Source organism: Lysobacter concretionis Ko07 = DSM 16239 (assembly GCF_000768345.1).
In the GTDB taxonomy this organism is placed as follows: domain Bacteria; phylum Pseudomonadota; class Gammaproteobacteria; order Xanthomonadales; family Xanthomonadaceae; genus Novilysobacter; species Novilysobacter concretionis.
In genome coordinates, this window is record NZ_AVPS01000011.1 from 20,748 (window position 1) to 43,492 (window position 22,745).

Sequence of the window (22,745 nt, forward strand, 5' to 3'; positions counted from 1 at the left end):
ATGGCCCTTCATTTCCGTTTCCCCACTGCGCTGTTGCTGACTGCGCTGCTCATCGGCCCCTTGCTGGCCAACCCCGTACTGGCCGCCGAACCGGACCTGCCCGACTGGGACCACCTGACCGCCGAACAACAGCAGCAACTGACGGCGCCGATCCGGGCACGCTGGAACGCACAGCCCGAGGAACGCGCGCGCATGCTCGAACATGCCAGGCGCTGGGACACGCTGACACCGCCGCAACGCAGACATGCCCATCACGGGATGGAGCGCTGGCAACACATGTCGCCGGAGCAGCGCGTCGAGGCGCGGGCGTTGTACGGCAAGATGCGCAGCCTCGATCCCGATGGACGCGCCGCACTGAAAGAGAAGTGGCGCGCAATGACCCCGGAACAACGCAAGGCCTGGGTCGAGGCAAACCCGGCGCCGCCCCGCAGCCGCGACAGATCCGGTACCGGCGACAAATAACGCGAGCGTGGTGGGAGGGCCGCCCGCAGCGGTCAGCCAGCCGGTGCCATCTTCAGGAAGATCCGGACGACGACCGCTCCGGCCAGACCGTCTTCGCCAGCAACTCGTCATCCCAGTCGAACGCGATCGCGCCCTCCTGCAGGAAAAGGCTGACGAAATTGAACACGTTGCGGGCGAACATCTCGCTGGCGTGGGTGGCGCCGCTGCTGGCCAGGTTGAGCGGGCCGGCAATGGTGACCCCGCCCGTCTCGATGGTGTCCCCGGGCTGGGTCAGTTCGCAGTTGCCGCCGGTCTCGGCGGCCAGGTCGACGATCACGCTGCCGGGTTTCATTCCCGCCACCATCGCTTCGGTGACGATCTTCGGTGCCGGCCTGCCGGGCACCGCCGCGGTGGTCACGACCACATCGACCTGCCTCAGATATTCGCCGAGCCGACGCTGCTGCTCCGCACGTTCGTCATCGGTGAGCTGGCGCGCATAGCCGCCCTCCCCCACGGCACTGACGCCCAGATCGAGGAACTTGCCGCCCAGTGATTCGATCTGCTCGCGGGTTTCCGGGCGCACGTCGAACCCGTCGACCTGCGCCCCCAGCCGCTTCGCCGTCGCCACCGCCTGCAGGCCGGCGACACCCGCGCCGATGATCAGCACCCGCGAGGGGCGGATCGTGCCGGCGGCTGTGGTCAGCATCGGGAAGAACCGCGGCGCAAGCTGGGCGGCGAGCAGCACCGCCTTGTACCCCGCCATGCCGGCCTGTGAGCTGAGCACGTCCATTGCCTGCGCGCGCGTGGTGCGCGGCAGGCGCTCCAGCGGGAACGCCACCAGTCCGCGCGAGACGATCGCCTCGGCGCGGGCCGGATCGGCCTGCGGCGCGATCTGGCCGACCAGCACGGTGTGCTCGCGGAGGCCTTCCAGCATCGCCACCGGCGGCGACTGCACGCACAACACCACATCGGCGGATGACAGTGCAGCCGCAGCATCGTCCACCAGCTCCACCCCCGCCTGGGCGTAGGCCTCATCGCTAAACCCCGCACTGATGCCGGCGCCGCGCTGCAGCTGCAACCGTGCGCCCAGTGCAATCAGTTTTTTCGCGGTTTCCGGAGTCAGCGGAACCCGGCGTTCACCGGTTGCGGTTTCCCGCGCCACACCGATAGTGATTGCCGTCGCCATGGACGCATTTCCTTTGCCGGGGTCGCCGCATCGTAACGAAGGACACGCACCGATGCGAAGCACGAAGGATCAGGCGACGGGCTGGGCGCTGCTGCGGCCCGCCCACTCAACTCCGGCTCAGCGTCTGGCAGCGGCCAGATCGAGCTGTTGCCGCACGTGCCGCATCGCCTGCTCGAAGGCGGTGGGCTCGGCGCCCATCTGCAGACGGCCGCTCGCGGCCAGCGCCGCCAACTCCTCCACCGACGCCACCAGCACCCGCAGACCGCGCCGATTGACCAGCAGGCGACGTGCGGTCAGCGGACTGATCCAGGCGATCTTCACCGCCATGGATTCGCCGCGGACATCGGTCACCTGCAACCACGCACCTGCCGGAAGCGAGCCCAGATGTTCCAGGTCGGCGGGATCCAGGCGCAATGAATCCACCGTTGCGTCGAGCCAGAGTCCGCGTTCCTCGGCATCCTCTTCCGCCTGGCGTGGCGGCGGCGGGTGCAGGTCTCGCGGGGTATTCGGGTAGACCAGCCCTTTCACCAGGATGGCCAAGCCATGCTCGGCCGCACTCTGGTCGAGGCCGGAGCTGGCCAGGCAGGCACCGATCATCGGCTCCAGCGCCAAGAGGTGGTTGGCCAGGTCATTCCCGCGGCCGGCCGCCGCGATGCGGTCGGCCTCGACCAGACCGTCACCCAGCGAAATGGCCTGGGCAAAACGCTCGCTGTCGCTGCCATCACGCAGCCAGGTCTGGACCAGATGATGACGCCACGACGTGCTCAGGAACTCGGCGATGGCCGGGCTCAGCGGCGGTGCGGCCAGGCGGCGTGCGAGCACCGCGTCGGCCTGCTCGCGCGCGTAATTGAGTCGCTCGCGGCCGTTGGTCGCCTTCGCGGCGCGCTCGGCCTGCAGTTCGATCCGCCGACGCTGCTGGTGCAGCAACGCATCAAGTTCACGATGGGCGGTCTCGAAAATGGTCAGGTCTTCGTTGTACTCGGCCACCACGCGCTGCGAAATAGATGCGGCACGATCGAGCAACTCCCGCTCCTGCGGCGTCTCGCCGCGGTTGCCGGCAACGGCCTCGGTGATCGAATCAAACAGGCGCCGCGCCGGATGGGCGGGCTGCACGAACAGCTGCTGATCGGTCAGCGCCACCTTGACGAAAGGCAGCACCAGCCGGGCGTACAGCCGGCGCGCGCGCTCCTGCAACTGCTGGCTGCTGAACAGCGAATCGAACAGCAATCCCACCAGGTCGATCGCATCCTCATCCTCGACGCTGAGACGGGTGCGCTCCGGATCCAGTCCCAACCGGCGCGAACCGTCATTGAGCTGCTCACGGATCACACCGGCGAGCGTGCCGGAACCGGCCAGCGCGCGCGCGAACACGTCCGCCGGTTCGGATTGCAGCAGCGAGGCGACACTGACCAGCTCTTCCAGCCGCAGTTCACGGCGCTGCCCGGAGGCCGCCTTGGTCGAACGTGCCCCGGCCGCGGCCTCATTGCCCAAACCGCCTTCCCGCCAGGCGTGCAGCAGGCTGCGCAGCTCACCCAACTCGGCCGACGTCGGCATGTCGGCACCAAGTCCCGCACCTGGATGCGCATTGCCGTGGCCAAGCCCACCTGGGGCGTGCCCGCCTTGCCTGTGGCCACCCGGGACATTCCCGCCTTGGCCATAGCCGCCCTGGCCGGCTCCGCCCGAGCCATACCCACCGGCACCGTGCCTGTAACCAGCCCCGGTCCCCGGCACACCGTGATCCGCACCGGCGAAGCCTTGCCCATCAGCAACGCCAGGCACGGCATCGCCGAAACCTGCCGGTGCCGGCGGACGCGGCGGATGTGGCGGGGCCTGCGCGGCGGACCGGGCGTTCGCGGGCACGCCATAACCGGCGTTCAACAACAGGGCGTTGGCCTTCTCATAAAGTTCGGCAAGGACGCGGCCCAGCGCCTTTTCGTAATGCTCGAACAGCAAACGGCGCAGGATCTCCGGGATCTGCTCGTCCCGGAAAGTCTCGACAAACGCGGTCGCCAGCCGGCTGGCGCCCAGCGGATTGAGCGCGGGCTCCGCGCCCAGCGCCGCAGCCAGCATCGCCAGGCGCGCATCCATCACTTCCAGCGGGACGTTGTAACGCTGCTCCAGCGTCGTGGCGAGCGACTGGCCGGCCAGGTGGAAGTCGATCTGGCTCTCGTCGATCAACCCCAACGGCAGGTCGCCGCTGTGACGGATGCGCAACGAGCGGAAATCATCGAAGCCCTGTGCGATCTGCTGCCGGTAACGCATCACATGGGCGGCATGATGCTGTCGCAGCACCCACAACGCGGCCTGGCTCTGGTAAAGCACCTGCGGCGAACGCGCCTCTTCACCGCTGAGCACCGTGGTGCTCAGTGCCGCCTCGATCGGCCCGTAGAATTCACCCGGCAAGCCGCCCAGTTGCTCGAGCACGAGCCGCTTGATCTCCTCAAGCAAGCGCGTGGGATCGGTTGGCCTGGCGAGAACGCCTCGGTGGGATGGGATAGGCACGTGGGCTCCAGATCCGGAGTGACGTTAATACGCCGCCGGGAACGTACTGGGCAGCATAGTGGCAAGATGGGTCAGCTTATTAACAATTTTCGCGAACTGTGATCCATGCACTCCAACGACTCCACCCCGGCCAGTGACGCCGTCACGATTCCCTCACCAATGGATGCCTTGGCCGCGCTGGACGCGCGCCGGTCCGTCCCGTTCATGCTGTTGCAGGAACCCGGCCCGGATCGGGCCACGCTGTTGCGCATCCTCGCCAGCGCGGTGCGGGTGCCCGACCACGGCCGGCGGGTGCCCTTCCGGTTTTTGAGCATTCGTGGCGAGGCCCGGCGCGTGTTCGGCGAACGCCTCGCCGCGCGCCATCGCGAGGCCGACCCCGCTGCCAGCGAGAGCGCGATCGCCAAGGATCTCGATCGCTACCTGCACGCACCTGTCATCGTGGTGCTGGTCGCCCGGCTCGGCCCCGACGACAAGATTCCCGCACAGGAACGCCTGCTGAGCGCGGGCTGTGCCGGCTTCGCCTTGCTGCAGGCGGCCCAGGCCACGGGTTTCCGCGGTTGCTGGCTGACCGGCTGGGCCGCCTACGACCGCGGCGTGGCCGCGCTGCTCGGACTGGACGGGGACGAACACGTCATCGGCTTCATCCACCTGGGCACGCCAAAACGTGACGTGGCCGAGCGCGAGCGTCCCGACCCGGCCACCCTGCTGGCCGAGTGGACACCTTGAGCAACACGGCCGGCGCGCCGGCGCGCACGCTGTATCTGGTCGATGCCAGCCTGTACATCTTCCGCGCCTGGCATTCGATGCCCGACGAATTCCGCGGTGCCGACGGCTGGCCCACCAACGCGGTGCACGGCTTCGCCCGTTTCCTGCTGGAACTGCTTGACCGCGCGCGGCCGCAGCACATCGCCATCGCGTTCGACGAGGCGCTGGACTCCTGCTTCCGCAACACCCTGTACCCGGCCTACAAGGCCAATCGCGACCCGGCGCCGGAAGAACTCAAACGCCAGTTCGGCCATTGCCGCGCGCTGTGTGCCGCGCTGGGACTGAGCGTGCTGGGTCACCGCGAGTACGAGGCCGACGACCTGATCGGCAGCGCCTGCATCGGGGCACGCACACAGGGCTTCCGGTCGGTGATCGTGTCGGCCGACAAGGACCTGTCCCAGCTGCTGGGCGATCACGACGAGCAGTGGGATTTCGCCCGCGGCCAGCGCTGGGGCGCGGACGGCGTGCCCGCCCGGCACGGGGTGCAGGCACGGCAGATAGCCGACTACCTCGCCCTCACCGGCGATGCGGTCGACAACATTCCCGGTGTACCCGGCATCGGCTCCAAGACCGCGGCCGCGTTGCTGGCCCACTTCGACACCCTGGACGCCCTGCTGGAGCGCATCGACGAGGTGCCGTACCTGCGCCTGCGCGGCGCGGCGAGCTGTGCGACCCGACTGCGGGCCAATCGCGAACTCGCCCTGCTGTGCCGACAACTCTCGACGATCGCCTGTGACGTGCCGCTGGCTGGCAGCGACACCCACTTCGCCCGCGGGGATGCCGACGGCGCCGGCCTGGCGGCCTTGTGCGAGGACCTGCGCTTCGGCCCGATGACCCGGCGACGGCTGCACGATGCCGCCGGACTGGCGTTTTTGCCGGCGTAGCATCGGCATCAGATATCGCTGGCAACGTCGCCGCCTCGCATGGTGCCCCGGCGCGAGCGGCGGTCATGATTCGACAATCCACGGCCCATGCATCGAGGTCGGTACCAGCCCATGAACGATTACGACGAAACGCCCGAAATCCTCTATGACGGCCAGTGGCTGCGCATGATCCGCCGCGGCCGCTGGGAATACGCCGAGCGCACCCACGGCAAGGGCATGGCGGTGATCATCATCGCGGTCACGCCCGACGACTGTGTGCTGTTCGTCGAGCAGTACCGGGTGCCGCTGGGCGCGCGCACCATCGAGATGCCCGCCGGCCTGGTGGGCGATGACCACGCCGATGACACCCTGGCCAGCGCCGCGCACCGGGAACTGGTCGAGGAAACCGGCTGGGAGCCCGGTCGCGTCGACGTGCTGCTGACCGGACCGACTTCCTCGGGCATGAGCAGCGAGCGCATCGCGTTCGTGCGTGCGCTGGAGCTGACCCAGGTCGGCGAAGGCGGCGGCACCGACAGCGAGGACATCACCGTGCACAAGGTGCCGCGCGAGCAGGCACCGGCATGGCTGATGGAGAAACAGCGCGAAGGTTTCGAACTGGACCTGAAACTGTGGGCGGGGCTGTGGATGATCGACCGGAATCCGGACGGGTCACCGGCCAGGCCCTAGGCACCAGGTGCGGCCCCGCCGGGATGCGGCGGGGTCGCGGAGAGGCCAGCTGTCCGACGGGGCCTTATCCGGCGAAGCCGTCGGTCGCCCGGACCAGGGCGTCGATGTTCTCGGGCTCGAAGGCGGAATGTCCGGAACCCGGGGTGATGGTCAGCTCGGCCTTCGGCCAGGCCTTGTGCAGGTCCCAGGCGTTCTGCACCGGGCACACGACGTCGTAGCGACCGTGCACGATCACGCCGGGGATGTCGGCGATCGCGCCCACGTCGCGCAGCAGCTGGTCATCGACCTCGAAGAAACCGCCGTTGACGAAGTAGTGGTTCTCGATCCGCGCGAACGCCAGGGCGAACTGCGGGTCCTCGTGGCTGGTGGTGAAATCCTCGTCGACGTGCAGGAAGCTGGTCGCGCCTTCCCACACGCTCCACGCCTTGGCCGCGGCCAGCCGGGTCGCTTCGTCGGTGCTGGTCAGGCGACGGTGGAACGCGCTGATCAGGTCGTGCCGCTCGGTGACCGGGATCGCCGCGAGGTAGTGCTCCCAGGGTTCCGGGAACAGGCGGCTGGCGCCTTCCTGGTAGAACCACTCCAGCTCCCAGCGGCGCAGCATGAAGATGCCCCGCAGGACCAACTCGGTGACGCGCTTGGGATGCTTCTCCGCATACGCCAGGGCCAGGGTCGAGCCCCAGCTGCCGCCGAACACCTGCCAGCGCTCGATGCCGAGCCTGACCCGCAGCTTCTCGATGTCCTCCACCAGATGCCAGGTGGTGTTGTCCACCAGGTCGGCGTGGGGCGTGGAGCGGCCGCTGCCGCGCTGGTCGAACAGGATGATCCGGTACTTGGCCGGGTCGTGGAACCGGCGCATCTTGTCGTTGCAACCGCCCCCGGGGCCGCCGTGCAGCAGCACCACCGGCTTGCCGTCGGGGTTGCCGCACTGCTCGTAATACAGCGTGTGGCGGTCATCGACCTGGATGGTGCCGGTGTCGTAGGGCTGGATCTCGGGGTACAGGGTGCGCATGGGGGCTCCACGGGAACGGGGCCATCGAGTCTAACCAGCGCCGTGCGCGCCCGCAGCATCCGGCGCCGCCCCGCCAAGCCGGCCGAAGCTGACGCGATCGCGGTCTTCCAGGTCACGCGCTGTGTCGACATCGACCAGACCGGCGCCAGTGAGCAGTTCGCGCACGGCTTCACCCTGGTCCCAGCCGTGCTCCAGCAGCAGCCATCCACCCGGCACCAGGTGCGCCGGCGCATCGCGCACGATCACGCGGATCGCATCCAGCCCGTCGATGCCCGATGCCAGCGCGCCAGGCGGCTCGAAGCGCAGGTCGCCCCGGTCCAAGTGCGCATCGGAGGCAGCAATGTATGGCGGATTGCTGGCAATGAGGTCGAACGCCTCGCCCCTCAGCGGAACAAGCCAGTCGCCCTGGAGGAAGCCGATGTTCTCCAGCCCCAGCGCGCGCGCGTTGCCGTCGGCCACCGCCAGCGCGGCGGCACTGGCATCGGTGGCGATGACCCGCGCATCGGGACGTTCGTGCGCCAATGCCAGCGCAATCGCACCGCTGCCGGTGCCCAGGTCGGCGATGTTCAACGCGCGGCCGGGCGGCAAACGCTCCAGTGCCAGTTCGACCAGCAATTCGGTTTCCGGCCGGGGGATCAGGGTCGCCGGGGTGACCTTCAGATCGAAGCACCAGAATCCACGCCGCCCCACCAGATACGCCACCGGCTCCCCGGCAATCCGGCGTGCGAGCAACTCGGCGAAACGCGCCTCCGCGGCGGCGTCGAGCTCGTCGTCGCCGTGCGCATACAGCCACCCACGCGACTGCCCCAGCACGTGGGCGAGCAACCATTCCGCGTCGCCCGGCCCGGTTTGTGAGCGCGCCGCGCGCAAACTGTCATCTATCCGGGCCATGCGGTTTTGATTCCCCAGCGGATTTCCGGTGACCGCCTCGCATCCATTGTCGGCGCACGGACGGCTTTCAACGCGGCGAATCGTACGCGATGCCAACGGGCGCACGCGTCCGAACCGCCGCCTGCCCCGAACGGGCTTGATAAGTGCGGCCATCGCCACGATGTGGACGACACCGCATCCGCGTGTCTGCGGTACTTCGTGCCGACGTCAGATGCGACCCTGCTGCACGTCCCCAGGCCTGATATGGCCCAGCGGCATTGCGATCCGCCCGGCCAACCAACACTGCAGCTCGATAGTTGAAGCCTATTGAATACATAAAATCAATCGATTTGAATGATTCCATAGACCGCACTAGGATGGCTGCACTCTTCCTCCCATCCACTCCAACCGAGGATTCATCGATGTCTCTGATCAACACCGAAATCAAGCCGTTTACCGCCGACGCGTTCAAGAACGGCAAGTTCATCAAGGTTTCCGACGCCGACCTGAAGGGCAAGTGGTCCGTGGTGTTCTTCTACCCGGCCAACTTCACCTTCGTGTGCCCGACCGAGCTGGAAGACCTGGCCGACAACTACGCCGAGTTCCAGAAGCTGGGCGTCGAGATCTACTCGGTCTCCACCGACACCCACTTCTCCCACAAGGCCTGGCACGACACCTCCGAGGCGATCAAGAAGATCGAGTACACGATGGTCGGCGACCCGACCGGCACGATCTGCCGCAACTTCGATGTGATGATCGAGGAAGCCGGCCTGGCTGATCGCGGCACCTTCGTGATCGACCCGGAAGGCAAGATCCAGATCGTGGAAGTCAACGCCGGCGGTATCGGCCGCGACGCCTCCGAGTTGCTGCGCAAGGTCAAGGCCGCCCAGTACGTCGCCGCGCACCCGAACGAGGTCTGCCCGGCCAAGTGGAAGGAAGGCGAGAAGACCCTGGCGCCGTCGCTGGATCTGGTCGGCAAGATCTAAGTACACCTGAACTTTTCGTCATCCCCGCGAAGGCGGGGATCCATGGACGTCAAGCCGGCAATTGGCAATGTCCCGGGCTCCCGCTACGGGAGTGACGAACACTTGATAAGGAACCCGGGCGCGTGTCGCCCGGGATTCCGATGCCACAGGCACAAGTCCGCGCGGGCCACCGTTTGCGGCACCCGCAACGGCAGCACCGCGAAGCAACCCGATACGCGACACCGGTCCGACGCCCGCGAGTCACCGCCCTTCCCGCTTCGCCCCGCTTCCCCGGGTTTTTTCAACACATCTGTTGTCTCAGGTTGCTTGCATCAGCGGCTTGGGCTGCGCCGGATGCCTTGATCGGCTCCCCTCTCCGGCTCCCTCCCCCGGCCCAGGCCGCTCCTGCAAGCACCCCGCCTTCTTCCCCTGATCCACTGATGGAGCCGTCGCCATGCTCGATGACAACCTCAAAGCCCAACTGAAGTCCTACCTGGAGAAACTGACCCAGCCGATCGAGCTGGTCGCCAGCCTGGATGAAAGCCCCAAGTCACAGGAGCTCGACATCCTGTTGCAGGAGATCGCCGGGCTGTCGGACAAGATCAGCGTGCGCCGCGACGATTCGCAGCCGCGCAAACCGTCGTTCGCAATCAACCGCATCGGCACCGACGTGGGCGTCAGCTTCGCCGCGATCCCGCTCGGTCACGAGTTCACCTCGCTGGTGCTGGCGCTGCTGCAGGTCGGTGGCCACCCGGCGAAGATCTCCGAGGAGCAGGCCAACCAGATCCGTGACCTGGAAGGTGAGTACCGCTTCGAGACCTTCATGTCGCTGTCGTGCCAGAGCTGCCCGGACACGGTGCAGGCGCTGAACCTGATGAGCGTGCTGAACCCGAACATCCGGCACGTCGCGATCGACGGCGCGCTGTTCCAGGACGAGGTCGAGGCGCGGGAGATCATGTCCGTGCCCACCGTGCTGCTCAACGGCGAAGCCTTCGACACCGGCCGGATGACGGTCGAGCAGATCGTCGCCCGGCTGGATACCGGCGCCGAGAAGCGCATGGCCGAGGAGATCAGGACCAAGGCACCGTTCGAGGTGCTGGTGATCGGTGGCGGCCCGGCCGGTGCAGCGGCGGCGATCTACGCCGCCCGCAAGGGCATCCGCACCGGCGTGGCGGCCGAGCGTTTCGGCGGCCAGGTGCTGGACACGATGGCGATCGAAAACTTCATCTCGGTGCCGTACACCGAAGGCCCGAAATTCGCGGTGGCCATGGAGCAGCATGTGCGCGAATACGACGTCGACATCATGAACCTGCAGCAGGCAACAAAGCTGATCCCGGCGAGCGAGCCCGGCGGTCTGGTCGAGGTGCAGCTGGCCAACGGCGCCTCGCTGAAATCGCGCAGCGTGGTCCTGGCCACCGGCGCGCGCTGGCGCCAGATGGGCGTGCCCGGCGAGGAGGAATACCGCAACAAGGGCGTGGCCTATTGCCCGCACTGCGACGGCCCGCTGTACAAGGGCAAGGACGTGGCGGTGATCGGCGGCGGCAACTCCGGCGTCGAGGCCGCGATCGACCTGGCCGGCATCGTCAGGCACGTCACCCTGGTCGAGTTCGACAGCCAGCTGCGCGCCGATGAGGTCCTGCAACGCAAGCTGCGCAGCCTGCCCAACGTGACCATCATCGTCAGCGCGCAGAGCACCGAAGTGCAGGGCGACGGCAAGCGGGTCACCGCGCTGGTCTACCAGGACCGCGAGGGCGGCGACAGCCACCGGATCGAGCTGGACGGCATCTTCGTGCAGATCGGCCTGCTGCCCAACACCGACTGGCTGAAGGGCGACCTGGCGCTGTCCCCGCGCGGCGAGATCGTCATCGACGAGCGGGGTGCGACCTCGATGCCGGGCGTGTTCGCCGCCGGCGACGCGACCACGGTGCCATACAAGCAGATCGTGATCGCGATGGGGGCCGGCTCGACCGCCGCGCTGAGCGCGTTCGACCATTTGATCCGCACGCCGGCGCCCGCAACGGCAGCCCATCACGATGCGGAATCCGCCGTCGCCTGATCACGCCATGTCGCGGGCCGGGCCGGTTCCGGGAAAACTTCCCCGGGATCGGTCCGGCCTGCCTTCACCGAGGCCCCAGCATTGAACCTGCGCGATCTCAAATACCTGGTGGCGCTGGCCGAGCATCGGCACTTCGGTCGCGCGGCGGCGGCCAGCTTCGTCAGCCAGCCCACCCTGTCCACCCAGATCCGCAAGCTGGAGGAGGAACTGGGCGTGTCGCTGTTCGAGCGCGCGCCGCGCAAGGTGATGCTGACCCCGGTCGGCCGCGAGATCGTCGAGCGCGCACGCAAGGTGCTGTCGGACATCGATCAGCTGGGCGAGATCGCCCGCCGCAGCCAGGACCCCGAGGCCGGCACGATCCGGCTGGGGATGTTCCCGACCCTGGGCCCCTACCTGTTGCCGCACGTGCTGCCCGACCTGCGCGAGCGCTTCCCCCGGCTGGAAATACTGCTGGTCGAGGAGAAGACCGACGCGCTGCTGACGCGCCTGCGCGAAGGTCGCCTGGACGCCGCCTTGCTGGCGCTGCCGATCCACGACGATCAACTGCAGGTCGAGCCCCTATTCGACGAGCCGTTTTTGCTCGCCGTGCCGAGCCAACATCCGCTGGCCGCGCAGACGACACTGGACCTGCACGAGCTCGATCACGTTCCGCTGCTGTTGCTGGAGGAAGGCCACTGCCTGCGCGACCAGGCGCTGGATGTGTGTCGGATGGCCGGCGCCGGCGAGCGGGACGGGTTCCGCGCCACCAGCCTTGAGACCCTGCGGCAGATGGTCGCCTCCGGAGTCGGCCTGACCCTGTTGCCGGTGCTCGCGGTGCAGCCGCCAGTGCCGCCGTCAGCGGATATCGCCCTGCTGCAGTTCCGTGGCGAAGCACCACACCGCCGCATCGCGATGGTCTGGCGCAAAAGCTCGGCCCTGGGTCCGCTGCTGGAGCAGTTGTCCCATGTGCTCCGGCAGATGCCCGCGAAACTGCTGCGTCCGCCCGAGGTGGGTTGACGGCTGCAGCCGCCACGACAGCCGTCACAGGAGCTGCTGCTGCCGTGAGCTACGGGATCTGATCGCAGAGAAACAGGTTCCGTTGTAGGAGCGACGTGAGTCGCGACCCACTGAATCCCTGAGGCGATGTACAGGTCGCGACTGACATCGCTCCTGCACGAGGTTGTCTGGGCGTTGTGTGCGAACCGGCTCCGGTTCGCAACTGAAGCCGCTCCTGCGACCGAAGCCAGTCCAGTCCGACAAAAGCCCCTGCAGCGCCGGCAACCGCTATCCGACCGAGGGCAACGGGCCATCCTCCCAGGCCGCCTCATCCTCGGACAGCGCGACCGGCGCTCCCAGCCCGACCGACTCCACCACCTCGCGCGCCTGCCGCCAGGCCGAGTCGGGCACGCAGACCTGCACCAGCCCGAACATCGGCAACTCGCCCATGCCGCCCAGCAGCGCTTCACCCTTCACGAACACCGGGATGTCCGCCGCCTCCAATGCGTGGCGGATCAGGTGGGCATCGATGATGCCGGCGGCTTCGTAGACAACTCTCATCGGCAGGCCTCGTCGGCGAACCCGCAGCCCGGTGGCTGCGCGGCGTCTGGACCGAGCATACGCCGCCGTCATCCAGCACCGCTGCACCACCGGCCAGTCGCGGCGCGACACCGGCTAGACTGGGCGCTTCCCCCCGCTTGTCAGCGCGCCGCATGTCCGACTCCACTGCCACTATTTCCTCCAACAACTCCGACGCCCCGCTGAAGCAGGACTTCGTCCGCCAGATCGTCCGTGACGACATCGCCAGCGGCAAGCACACGGCGATCAAGACCCGCTTTCCGCCCGAGCCCAACGGCTACCTGCACATCGGCCATGCCAAGGCGATCTGCCTGGACTTCGGCATCGCGGCCGAGTTCGGCGGCGTCTGCAACCTGCGCCTGGACGACACCAACCCCTCGCGCGAGGACATGGAATACGTCACCGCGATCCAGGACGACGTGCGCTGGCTGGGTTTCCAGTGGAACGAGCTGCGCCACGCCTCCGACTACTTCGAGGTGTTCTACCTCGGCGCGGAAAAACTGATCCTGCAGGGCGATGCCTTCGTCTGCGACCTGAGCGCCGAGGACGTGCGCGAATACCGCGGCAGCCTGACCGAGCCGGGCCGCGAATCGCCCTTCCGCAACCGCAGCGTCGAGGAGAACCTGGACCTGTTCCGCCGCATGCGCGCGGGCGAGTTCGCCGAAGGCATGCGCACGCTGCGGGCCAAGATCGACATGGCCAGCGGCAACATCAACCTGCGCGACCCGGCGATCTACCGGATCAAGCACATGGCGCACCAGAACACCGGCGATGCCTGGTGCATCTACCCGATGTACGACTACGCGCATGCGCTGGGCGACGCGGTCGAGGGCATCACCCACTCGCTGTGCACGCTGGAGTTCGAGGACCACCGGCCGCTGTACGACTGGTGCGTGGACAAGGTCGACCTGGCCGGCCACCCGGAACTGCTGAAGCCGCTGACCGATGCCGGCCTGCCGCTGGAGGCCGCCAAGCCGCGCCAGATCGAGTTCTCCCGGCTCAACATCAACTACACGGTGATGAGCAAGCGCAAGCTGATGGCGCTGGTGCAGTCCGGCCTGGTCGACGGCTGGGACGACCCGCGCATGCCGACCCTGCTCGGCCTGCGCCGTCGCGGCTACACACCCGCATCGCTGCGCCTGTTCGTCGACCGGCTGGGCGTGAGCAAGCAGAATTCGATGATCGATTTCTCGGTGCTGGAAGGCTGCCTGCGCGAGGACCTGGACGCCGCGGCGGCGCGCCGGATGGCGGTGATCGATCCGCTCAAGCTGGTCATCACCAACCTGGCCGATGACCACGTCGAATCGCTCGCATTCCCGAATCACCCCAAGGACGAGGGCTTCGGCACGCGCGAGGTGCCGTTCTCGAACCGGTTGTGGATCGAGCGCGACGACTTCGCCGAAGTGCCGCCCAAGGGCTTCAAGCGCCTGATCCCGGGCGGCGAGGTGCGCCTGCGCGGCGCCGGCATCGTGCGCTGCGACGAGGTCGTCAAGGACGCCGACGGCAATGTGGTCGAACTGCGCGTGACGCTCGATCCCGAATCCCGCCCCGGCATGGAAGGCGCCAACCGCAAGATCAAGGGCACCATCCACTGGGTCTGCGCACGGGCTGCCATCGAAACCGAAATCCGCCTGTACGACCGCCTGTTCTCGGTCGCCGATCCGGACGACGGCAGCGACGGCAAGAGCTACGAAGACCACCTCAACCCCGACTCGCGTCGCACGGTGACCGGCTATATCGAACCGTCCGCTGCCCAGGCCGCACCGGAACAATCGTTCCAGTTCGAACGTCTGGGATATTTCGTCGCCGACCGCCACGACCACGCCGCCGGCAAGCCGGTGTTCAACCGCAGCGTCACCCTGCGCGACATCTGGGCGAACAAGGCTTGAGCAACGCCCGGCAATCCAGCGCGACAACGCTGCCGGTGCGGCGGCGGATGCTGCCGTTGCTGCTTGCCCTGCTCCTGCCGGCCTTGCTGGTGTTGACCGGCTGCATCGCCGCATCCGCACCCGACGCCGCCTCGCCGCCCTTGCCGGAGTTGCCGGCTTCCGGGGCGGCACCCGCCATCGTCGCCGGACCGGCCCGGATTGACCGCAGCTGCACCACCGATGCCGATTGCACGGTCAAGGATGTCGGCAACTGCTGCGGCTATTACCCCGCCTGCGTCAACGTGGACAGCCCCACCGACCCGGCCGCGGTGCGGGCGCAATGCGCGAAGGATGGCCGAGCTTCGGTATGCGGATTTCCCGCAATCAGCCACTGCCAATGCGTGGCCCGGCAGTGCCAGGGCAGCAGCAAGAAGATGTTGAACTGATGGAGATCTGTTGATGCTGTACGCACAAGTCCACCTCACCCTGCCGGCGTGGGTGCACGAGGGAATCGACACCAACGCGGTCTATTCCGGTGACGAGGCCAAGGTCGCGCTGGCGATCGAGCTGTCCCGGCGCAACATCGAGGCCCGCAGTGGCGGCCCGTTCGGGGCGGCGATATTCGGCCGCGACGACCGCATCATCGCGGTCGGCGTCAACCGCGTGGTGCCACAGGCCTGCTCGCTCGCGCATGCCGAAACCATGGCCTTCATGCTGGCGCAGCAACGCACCCAGCGCATCCGCCTCAACGAGAGCGAGCCCGGCGTCAGCGTCGGCCCGGTGACCATGGCGACTTCCGCGCAGCCCTGCTGCCAGTGCTACGGCGCGACCGTCTGGGCCGGCATCGACCGCCTGCTGATCGGCGCCCGCAGTGAGGACGTGGAAGCGCTGACCGAGTTCGACGAAGGCCCGTTGCCGGCCGACTGGATCGGCGAACTCGCGCGGCGCGGCATCGAGGTCGCCCGCGACATCCACCGCGACGCCGCCTGCGAGGTGCTCAAGCACTACGGGCAGGTTGGCGGGCCGGGGTACTGAGATGACCGACACCCTGTTCTGCTGGTGCCGCGCCGGCTTCGAGCCCGAGCTTGCCGCCGAGTTGACCGAGCGGGCCGCACTCGCTGGCCACCCCGGCTACGCCCGCGCGGAACGCGGCAACGGCTATGTCGAGTTCAAGGTCGAGGACGCCGCCGCATTGTCGCGCGCACTGCCGTTCGACCGGCTGGTGTTCGCGCGCCAGAAGCTGGTACGTCTGGCCGACCTTCACAGCCTCGACCCGACCGATCGGATCACCCCGATCCTGGCCGCGCTGGAAACCCTGCGCGGCCAGGGCGACATCGCCGAGGGGCAGGAGCGCTTCGGCGACCTGTGGATGGAACACCCCGATTCGGACACCGGCAAGCCGCTGGCGGGACTGGCCCGCAGCTTCGGCAATGCCCTGCGTCCGGCGCTGCGCAAGGCCGGCTGGTTGACCCCGAAGGACGACCCGCGCCGGCCACGGCTGCACGTGGTGTTCCTGGGTGGGCATCACGTCGTGCTGGCCACCAGCAACCCGCGCGACAGCGCCCCTTGGCCGCTGGGCATTCCGCGCCTGCGGATGCATCCCGACGCACCCAGCCGCTCGGCGCTGAAGCTCGAGGAAGCCCTGCTGACCCTGCTCGACGACAAGGAACGCGAGCTGCTGCTGCGCGACAACATGCAGGCCGCCGACCTGGGCGCCTCGCCTGGCGGCTGGAGCTGGGTGCTGGTCCGCCACGGCATGCTGGTGACCGCCGTCGACAACGGTCCGATGCGCGAACAGCTGCTGGAAAGCGGCCGCGTCGAGCACGTGCGCGCCGACGGCTTCCAGTGGCAGCCCCGGCGGCGGGTCGACTGGATGGTCTGCGACATGGTCGAGCAACCGCGCCGGGTCGCCGACCGCATGGCCACCTGGTTCCGCGAGGACTGGTGCAAGTACGCGGTGTTCAACCTCAAGCTGCCGATGAAGAAGCGCTGGGAGGAAACCCGCATCTGCCTGGAGGCGTTCGAGCTGCAGACCCATCGACCGATGGTCATCCGCGCGCGCCAGCTGTTCCACGATCGCGAGGAAATCACCGTGTTCGCGATGCCCCAACGCTGACGGGAACCGGCTCGTCCTGGTACGGCAGGCATATCGGCGAGGTTCAGGCACACGGCCCTTTTTTGACGATGGGTTTACTTCCCAGGGACCACGCTGACGGCCTCAATCCCAGCCGCGAGGCCATCCCATGAACGTGTTGTCCAAAACGAAGCCATCCAGAACCCTGAGCCTGGCCCTGCTGGTCGCGCTGGGCGCTTGCGGCACAGCGATGGCGCAGGATGCAGCGCTGAGCGTAAAGGAGAAGGTCCAGGCCACGGCTGCCGCAGACGCGGCGGTGGACGATGCCCACACGGCGCACGCCGACGCGGAGTCCGCGCGCGAGTCGGCCAAGACCGCCGACATGATCACCAGGCAGGGAGCGCTGACCGCACAAGGTGCCGCCACCGCAGCCGCCACCAGCAAGATTGCCCAGCAATCCTCCCTGGATGCCCAAAGATCCTCCCAGCAAGCCTCGCACGCCGCCAAAGCCGCACTCGGGGCGAAGACGGCAACCGACTACGGCAACCAGCCCGTCGGCAGCCTGGATGAGGCACAACGCGCCGCCGCCGCTGACGTGGCCAGCATGAACGCCGCCGATGCAGCTGCCGCGGCCGAAGCCGCAGCGATGGCAACCAGAGACGCTGCCACGATGCCGCCCACCCCTGTGCTGCCCTCACCCGCCGCGGCCGGCATGACCGACACATCCCAGGTCACCGTCACCTCGAGCGAACCGGACTCGATCGTCGGCGACTACTCGATCGATTTCGCCGCGATGGACACCAACCACAACGACAACATCAGTCGTGCCGAGGCCAGGACCAACCCGACCCTGACGGCCGAATTCGCTGCGGTGGACAACGACCACAATGGCCGCCTCAGCAAGGCCGAACTGAAAGGCTGGATCGAATGAGTACGGTCAAGTGAGCGCAAGGAAGATGAGGTAGCCACCGCCACACAACACCCGACGCCCCGCCCCGCGGGGCGTTGTCGTATCCCGGAATCCGCGCGCCGTGAGAGGACTTACAGGCCCGCCGCGTGCCGCCACAACGCCCGCGTCAGCGGTGGCGCGCGCCCCGCCAGGCCAAGCAGATGGCCACGCAACAAAGTCGGGACCACCGCGTCGTTGGAGAACACCCGGTTGAGTGCTTCGAAGGCGTAGGCCGACACGGCGCTGTCACTGAGGCGCTGGCGATTCCAGCGTTCCAGCCGGTGCGGCGACCCCGGATCGACCTCGCCGCGCAAGGGCCTGGCGAGGATGGCACGCAGCCCGGCGATATCACGCAACCCCAGATTCACGCCCTGTCCCGCCAGCGGATGCACGGCATGCGCGGCATCGCCGACCAGGATCACCCGCCCGGCCCATTGGCTGTCTGCCAGTTGCCGACGCAACGGGAAGGCCGCGCGCCGGGATACCGCCCGCAACGCCCCCAGCGGGCCATCGAATGCGCGCCCGAGTTCGTGCAGGAACGCTTGATCGTCGACCGCCAGCAGGCGCACCGCCTCGTCCTCGGGCAGGCTCCAGACGATCGAGCTGCGCGGCCGGCCGTCGTCCGTGTCCGGAAACGGCAGGAAGGCCAATGGCCCGCCCGGAAGGAAGCGTTGCCAGCAGGTCGCCTGGTGCGGCAATTCATGTTCGATGAAGGCGACCAGGCCGCGCTGGTGGTAGTCGTGCCGCGGCGCGTCGATTCCCGCCAGCGCACGCAGCCGCGAGTCGGCCCCGTCGGCGGCGACCACCAGCCGGGTGACCAGGCGGACGCCCGATGCCAACTCGACCGTTACGCTGCCTTCGTCCGAGGTTGGCCCCGTATCCAGGCCGACGACCCTGTCCGGGCAATACTGCTGCACACCGGCTGCGATCGCCGCATGCCACAGTCGATCGATCAGCAACCCGTTCTCGACGATCCAGCCCAGTTCGCGCCGTCCCAACCGGTCGGCATCGAACGCAAGCTCACCGCCGCCGGCCGCATCCCAGACCCGCATCGCCCGATAGGGCTGCGCCCGGGCGGCGACGATGGCGTCCCAGACGCCGAGTTCCGCCAGCAGCGCGGCGTTGTCGGGCGCGAACGCAAACACGCGCAGATCCGGCGCTTCCCGCTGCCACGGCGCCGGCTCCCGGCCCTCGACCAGCGCCACCTGGAATCCCTGGCGGGCGAAACTGAGCGCGGCGGCGGCGCCCACCACGCCGGCGCCGACCACCACGACATCGAGCATTCCGCGGCGGCTCATGCGCGCAGGGCCGGCGGACGGCACAGCGCCGGTACGTCGGCGCGATAACCCAGCGCACCGGCGACGATTCCGGCCTGCAGCGACGGCAGCTGATCGATCGCCAGCAAGCCAAAGCTGCGCAAGGGCCGCAACAGCGACGACGGATTGGCCGTCAGTCGCGCCAGTCCGTCGGAGAATTCCAGCGTGCGGCGGCGGTCCTCACTGCGGCGTCCGACATAGTGGGCCAGCAGCCCGGCACCCCCGCAATCCGCCGCCGGGTCCTGTCGCCGGGCTTCATCGATCAGCTCCGCCAGCGTCAGCGCGTCACGCAGCCCCAGGTTGAAACCCTGCGCGCCCAGCGGGTGGATGGTCTGGACCGCGTTGCCGACCAGCACCGCGCGCGTCGCGGTGGCGCGATCGGCCAGCACCCGGATCGCGGGATAGGCGACGCGTGGCCCGCAGGACAGGAAGCGGCCGGCGCGCCAGCCAAACGCGGCCTGCACGCGGGCAAGGAAACCGGCTTCGTCGAGCGCCGCCACCGCGTCGGCCTCGGCGCGCGCCACGCCATGGACGAGTCCGTAATGACGATCGCCGCGCGGCAGCAGTGCGGTCGGCCCGTGGTCGGTCAACCGTTCGTAGGCGGTTCCATCGGGCGCACGATCGGTCCGCAGGCGGGTGACAAACAGGGTCTGCCGATAGTCGTGGCTGTGGGTACCGATACCCAGCGCGTCGCGCACGCCACTGCGGGTACCGTCGGCGCCGACCAGCAACCGTGCACGCACTACACGTTCGCCATTCCCGTCGGCGATACGGACCGCCCGGCAGCCGGCGTCGTCACTGTCGGCCAAACCCACGAAACGCACCGGTCGATAACGGGTCAGTCGCGGCAGCTCGTCCAGCCGCGCCTCCAGCGCCTGGCCGAAGTCATGGGCGACCACGACACGCCCGAATTCGCTGCGACCGTGCTCGGAAGCGGCCAGCACGCTGCGGCCAAAATCGCCCTGCCGACTGACGTGGATCCGCTCGATCGCCCCGCCCGGCACCGACAGCTTCTGCATCACGCCCAGCGCGGTCAGTGCATTGATGGTGGCTTCGGCAAAACTGAGGTTGCGCCCGTCGAAAACGCTCGTCGGCTCACCGCTTGTCGCGGCGGACGACGCAACATCCCGCGATGCCTGCGGCGCTACCGCCTCGACCAGACCCACATCGATCCCGATGCCTTCCAGCGCGATCGCCAGACTGGAACCCACCAATCCGCCGCCGATGATCAACACATCGTGCAATGGCGCGGGCGACGGGGAGGCTTCGGGAGACTTGGGACGGGCGGCCATTGCGCTATGCTAACGGCTCCGTCGGTTCGCACCCAGTCACGATGAAAAACCCCGTCTCCTCTCCCCTTCTCGCCGCCGGCCCGCTCGTGCTGATCGGATTGATCGTGCTTGCGGCGCTGACCCGGGTGCTGCCGCACCCGCCGAACTTCTCGCCGGTGACCGCGATCGCGCTGTTCGGCGGCGCGTATTTCGCCAACCGCAGCTGGGCGCTGGTCGTGCCGTTGATCGGCCTGTTCCTTTCCGACCTGGTGCTCGCGTCGCTCAATGGCGGCCTCTACGCCAGCTGGTTCTCCAGCACCGGCATCTGGATGGTGTACGGCTGCATCGCGCTGACCACGGTCCTGGGCTTCGGCATGCGCGGCAAGGTTGGTGGCGCCTCCGTGCTGGGCTTTTCGCTGGCCGGCTCGGTGCTGTTCTTCCTGGTCACCAACTTCGGCGCGTTCCTGTTCGATCCGATGTACCCGAAAACCGCGACGGGGCTGACGGCCGCCTACGCCGCCGGGATCCCGTTCTTCCAATGGACGGTACTGGGCACGCTGGTGTATTCGGCAGTGCTGTTCGGCGGATTCGCGCTGCTGCGCTCGCAGTTGCCGGCGCTGCGCGCCCATACCGCCTGACCGCTCGGCATGGGCAACCGTCTTTCCAGGATCTACACCCGCACCGGCGATGACGGCAGCACGGGCCTGGGCGACGGCAGCCGGGTCGCCAAGGATTCCGCGCGGGTCAATGCGTACGGAACCGTGGACGAGGCCAATTCGGCGATCGGGCTGATCCTCGCCAGCGAGGTTCCCGATGACGTCCGCAACCTGCTGACCGCGATCCAGCACCAGTTGTTCGACCTCGGCGGCGAGCTCTGCATTCCCGGTCACGCCGCGATCGTCGATGCGGATATCGACCGGCTGGAGCAGCACCTGGATACCTACAACCAGGACCTGCCGCCCTTGAAGGAGTTCATTCTCCCCGGCGGTGGCGAAGCAGGCGCGCGCTGCCACATCGCCCGCACGGTGGTGCGCCGTGCCGAGCGCGAAACCGTGACCCTGTCCCGGCTGGAACCGGTGCGGCCGGAGGCGGTGCGTTACCTGAACCGCTTGTCCGACCTGCTGTTCGTGCTTTCGCGGGTGCTGGCCCGCGCCAGCGGCCACGGCGAAGTGGTGTGGCACCACGAACGCCGCAAGGCCTGAGTCCATTGCCGCCGTGAGCGCGTCCGCGCTGCGCCTGTACACCCACCCAGCCTGCCTGACCCACCAGCCCGGCACCGGCAACCCCGAACGCCCGGCCCGCCTTGAAGCCGTCATCGACGCGATTGCCGCCACCTGGCCGGAACTGGCCTGGCACCAGGCACCGCCGGCAACGCGTGCCCAGCTCCTGCGCGTCCACCACGACGACCTGCTGCGGCTGGTACTGGACACGCCGATCCCGGCCGGCGCCGGACCCCTTGCCATCGACACCGACACCCTGCTCGGCGCCGGTTCGGCCGAAGCCGCCCTGCACGCCGCCGGCGCCGGCGTTGCCGCGGTCGATGCGCTGATGGCAGGACACGCGCGCCGGGCTTTTTGCGCGGTACGGCCACCGGGCCACCACGCCAGCGTTGACCGGGCGATGGGGTTCTGCCTGTTCAACAATGTGGCCGTCGCCGCCGCCCACGCCTGCGAGGCGCATGGACTGACGCGGGTGGCGATCATCGATTTCGATGTCCATCACGGCAATGGCACCCAGGCGATCTTCAGCAGCGACGCGCGGGTGATGTACCTGTCGTCGCACCAGTCGCCGCTGTTTCCCGGCACCGGCTCCGCCAATGAGCACGGCATCGGCAATGTGATCAACCGGCCACTGCCACCCGGCACCGGCAGCCGGGACTTTCGCGCGGCATGGCACGACAGCCTGCTGGCTGCTTTGAACGGATTCCGTCCGCAGATGCTGTTCATCTCGGCCGGCTTCGACGGGCATCGACGCGACCCACTGGCCGGGCTGGAACTGGAACCCGATGACTTCCGCTGGCTCACCACCGAGCTGGCGGGGATCGCCGACAGACACGCCTCCGGCCGGATCGTGTCGACCCTGGAAGGTGGATACGACCTGGTGGCCCTGCGCGAATGCAGCGTCGCCCACATCGATGCCCTGCTGTCGGCTTGATCACCGCATCTTTGCGACATGCAGGCTCACCCGATCATCGGCACCGGGCACTGACGAGGGCCGTTCGCGCAAAACCCGACGGCGGGGCGTCCGGCCATTCACACTGCCGGGCTCCGGACCCGGCGATCGTGGCCACAGGGCTCCCCTCACACGCTGGCGCGAAAACATGAATGATGAACCGCCCCCCGACAAGGCCTCGTTGCCGCCACTGGAGC

Annotated in this window: 22 protein-coding genes; 15 read left to right on the forward strand and 7 right to left on the reverse strand. The window is 68.1% G+C overall.

Annotation, left to right across the window (positions count from 1 at the left end; genetic code table 11):
* Window positions 1-462: a DUF3106 domain-containing protein gene (locus tag N792_RS12600; RefSeq protein ID WP_036195836.1), complete on the forward strand. Its 462-nt coding sequence runs from the start codon at window positions 1-3 to the stop codon at window positions 460-462.
* A gap of 52 nt (window positions 463-514) precedes the next feature.
* Here the strand turns inward: N792_RS12600 and N792_RS12605 are convergent, their stop codons facing one another.
* Together N792_RS12605 and N792_RS12610 are read right to left on the reverse strand one after the other, a co-directional pair.
* Window positions 515-1,627, reverse strand: a complete 1,113-nt coding sequence (locus tag N792_RS12605; RefSeq protein WP_036195838.1) for an NAD(P) transhydrogenase subunit alpha — start codon at window positions 1,625-1,627, stop codon at window positions 515-517.
* 117 nt (window positions 1,628-1,744) lie between these two features.
* Complete coding sequence (locus N792_RS12610; protein ID WP_084105816.1) at window positions 1,745-4,129, reverse strand: DUF1631 family protein; 2,385 nt, start codon at window positions 4,127-4,129, stop codon at window positions 1,745-1,747.
* A 159-nt stretch (window positions 4,130-4,288) separates the two neighbouring features.
* Here N792_RS12610 and N792_RS12615 point away from each other — a divergent pair, with 159 nt between their 5' ends.
* The 3 genes from N792_RS12615 (at window position 4,289) to N792_RS12625 (ending at window position 6,444) form a co-directional block, all read left to right on the forward strand.
* Complete coding sequence (locus tag N792_RS12615; protein WP_425478888.1) at window positions 4,289-4,855, forward strand: nitroreductase family protein; 567 nt, start codon at window positions 4,289-4,291, stop codon at window positions 4,853-4,855.
* Window positions 4,843-5,778, forward strand: a complete 936-nt coding sequence (locus N792_RS12620) for a 5'-3' exonuclease (RefSeq protein WP_052104116.1) — start codon at window positions 4,843-4,845, stop codon at window positions 5,776-5,778. The genes N792_RS12615 and N792_RS12620 overlap by 13 nt, the downstream gene beginning before the upstream one ends.
* A gap of 111 nt (window positions 5,779-5,889) precedes the next feature.
* Window positions 5,890-6,444: an NUDIX hydrolase gene (locus N792_RS12625; protein WP_036195843.1), complete on the forward strand. Its 555-nt coding sequence runs from the start codon at window positions 5,890-5,892 to the stop codon at window positions 6,442-6,444.
* Between the two features lie 64 nt (window positions 6,445-6,508).
* On the opposite strand, the gene pip is transcribed toward N792_RS12625, so the two are convergent.
* Both pip and prmC read right to left on the reverse strand, forming a co-directional pair.
* On the reverse strand, window positions 6,509-7,453 hold the full coding sequence (gene pip / locus N792_RS12630; RefSeq protein ID WP_036195845.1) for a prolyl aminopeptidase: 945 nt from the start codon (window positions 7,451-7,453) through the stop codon (window positions 6,509-6,511).
* A 30-nt stretch (window positions 7,454-7,483) separates the two neighbouring features.
* Window positions 7,484-8,344, reverse strand: coding sequence for a peptide chain release factor N(5)-glutamine methyltransferase (prmC, locus tag N792_RS12635; protein ID WP_036195847.1), 861 nt, complete (start codon window positions 8,342-8,344; stop codon window positions 7,484-7,486).
* A gap of 401 nt (window positions 8,345-8,745) precedes the next feature.
* On the opposite strand from prmC, the gene ahpC reads away from it, so the two are divergent.
* The 3 genes from ahpC (at window position 8,746) to N792_RS12650 (ending at window position 12,340) form a co-directional block, all read left to right on the forward strand.
* Window positions 8,746-9,309: an alkyl hydroperoxide reductase subunit C gene (ahpC, locus tag N792_RS12640; protein WP_036195849.1), complete on the forward strand. Its 564-nt coding sequence runs from the start codon at window positions 8,746-8,748 to the stop codon at window positions 9,307-9,309.
* A 433-nt stretch (window positions 9,310-9,742) separates the two neighbouring features.
* On the forward strand, window positions 9,743-11,344 hold the full coding sequence (gene ahpF, locus N792_RS12645; protein WP_036195851.1) for an alkyl hydroperoxide reductase subunit F: 1,602 nt from the start codon (window positions 9,743-9,745) through the stop codon (window positions 11,342-11,344).
* 81 nt (window positions 11,345-11,425) lie between these two features.
* Window positions 11,426-12,340: a LysR substrate-binding domain-containing protein gene (locus tag N792_RS12650; protein WP_036195854.1), complete on the forward strand. Its 915-nt coding sequence runs from the start codon at window positions 11,426-11,428 to the stop codon at window positions 12,338-12,340.
* Between the two features lie 267 nt (window positions 12,341-12,607).
* Here the strand turns inward: N792_RS12650 and N792_RS12655 are convergent, their stop codons facing one another.
* Complete coding sequence (locus tag N792_RS12655; protein ID WP_036195856.1) at window positions 12,608-12,880, reverse strand: putative signal transducing protein; 273 nt, start codon at window positions 12,878-12,880, stop codon at window positions 12,608-12,610.
* Between the two features lie 152 nt (window positions 12,881-13,032).
* On the opposite strand from N792_RS12655, the gene N792_RS12660 reads away from it, so the two are divergent.
* The 5 genes from N792_RS12660 to N792_RS14225 all read left to right on the forward strand — a co-directional run bounded on the left by N792_RS12660 (window position 13,033) and on the right by N792_RS14225 (window position 17,771).
* Window positions 13,033-14,787 carry a glutamine--tRNA ligase/YqeY domain fusion protein gene (locus tag N792_RS12660; protein ID WP_036195860.1) on the forward strand — a complete coding sequence of 585 codons (1,755 nt, stop codon included), beginning with the start codon at window positions 13,033-13,035 and terminating at the stop codon, window positions 14,785-14,787.
* Window positions 14,784-15,212 carry a hypothetical protein gene (locus N792_RS12665; RefSeq protein WP_156969421.1) on the forward strand — a complete coding sequence of 143 codons (429 nt, stop codon included), beginning with the start codon at window positions 14,784-14,786 and terminating at the stop codon, window positions 15,210-15,212. The genes N792_RS12660 and N792_RS12665 overlap by 4 nt, the downstream gene beginning before the upstream one ends.
* Before the next feature lie 13 nt (window positions 15,213-15,225).
* A complete protein-coding gene (locus N792_RS12670) occupies window positions 15,226-15,801 on the forward strand; it encodes a nucleoside deaminase (RefSeq protein ID WP_036195862.1) in 576 nt (191 codons plus the stop codon).
* Between the two features lies 1 nt (window position 15,802).
* Window positions 15,803-16,882 (forward strand): 23S rRNA (cytidine(2498)-2'-O)-methyltransferase RlmM, encoded by a 1,080-nt coding sequence (gene rlmM, locus N792_RS12675; RefSeq protein ID WP_036195864.1) that lies wholly within the window; start codon window positions 15,803-15,805, stop codon window positions 16,880-16,882.
* A 136-nt stretch (window positions 16,883-17,018) separates the two neighbouring features.
* Window positions 17,019-17,771 carry an EF-hand domain-containing protein gene (locus N792_RS14225; protein ID WP_232220013.1) on the forward strand — a complete coding sequence of 251 codons (753 nt, stop codon included), beginning with the start codon at window positions 17,019-17,021 and terminating at the stop codon, window positions 17,769-17,771.
* 110 nt (window positions 17,772-17,881) lie between these two features.
* On the opposite strand, the gene N792_RS12685 is transcribed toward N792_RS14225, so the two are convergent.
* Together N792_RS12685 and ubiH are read right to left on the reverse strand one after the other, a co-directional pair.
* Window positions 17,882-19,087 (reverse strand): FAD-dependent oxidoreductase, encoded by a 1,206-nt coding sequence (locus tag N792_RS12685; protein ID WP_036195951.1) that lies wholly within the window; start codon window positions 19,085-19,087, stop codon window positions 17,882-17,884.
* A complete protein-coding gene (ubiH, locus tag N792_RS12690) occupies window positions 19,084-20,397 on the reverse strand; it encodes a 2-octaprenyl-6-methoxyphenyl hydroxylase (RefSeq protein ID WP_052104121.1) in 1,314 nt (437 codons plus the stop codon). The genes N792_RS12685 and ubiH overlap by 4 nt, the downstream gene beginning before the upstream one ends.
* A gap of 41 nt (window positions 20,398-20,438) precedes the next feature.
* On the opposite strand from ubiH, the gene N792_RS12695 reads away from it, so the two are divergent.
* Genes N792_RS12695 through N792_RS12705 form a run of 3 tightly spaced genes read left to right on the forward strand, consistent with a single transcriptional unit; the run spans window position 20,439 to window position 22,530 of the window.
* Complete coding sequence (locus N792_RS12695; RefSeq protein ID WP_084105818.1) at window positions 20,439-21,014, forward strand: DUF6580 family putative transport protein; 576 nt, start codon at window positions 20,439-20,441, stop codon at window positions 21,012-21,014.
* 9 nt (window positions 21,015-21,023) lie between these two features.
* Window positions 21,024-21,578: a cob(I)yrinic acid a,c-diamide adenosyltransferase gene (locus tag N792_RS12700; protein ID WP_036195869.1), complete on the forward strand. Its 555-nt coding sequence runs from the start codon at window positions 21,024-21,026 to the stop codon at window positions 21,576-21,578.
* 28 nt (window positions 21,579-21,606) lie between these two features.
* Window positions 21,607-22,530, forward strand: a complete 924-nt coding sequence (locus N792_RS12705) for a histone deacetylase family protein (protein WP_036195953.1) — start codon at window positions 21,607-21,609, stop codon at window positions 22,528-22,530.
* Window positions 22,531-22,745: the final 215 nt, after the last annotated feature.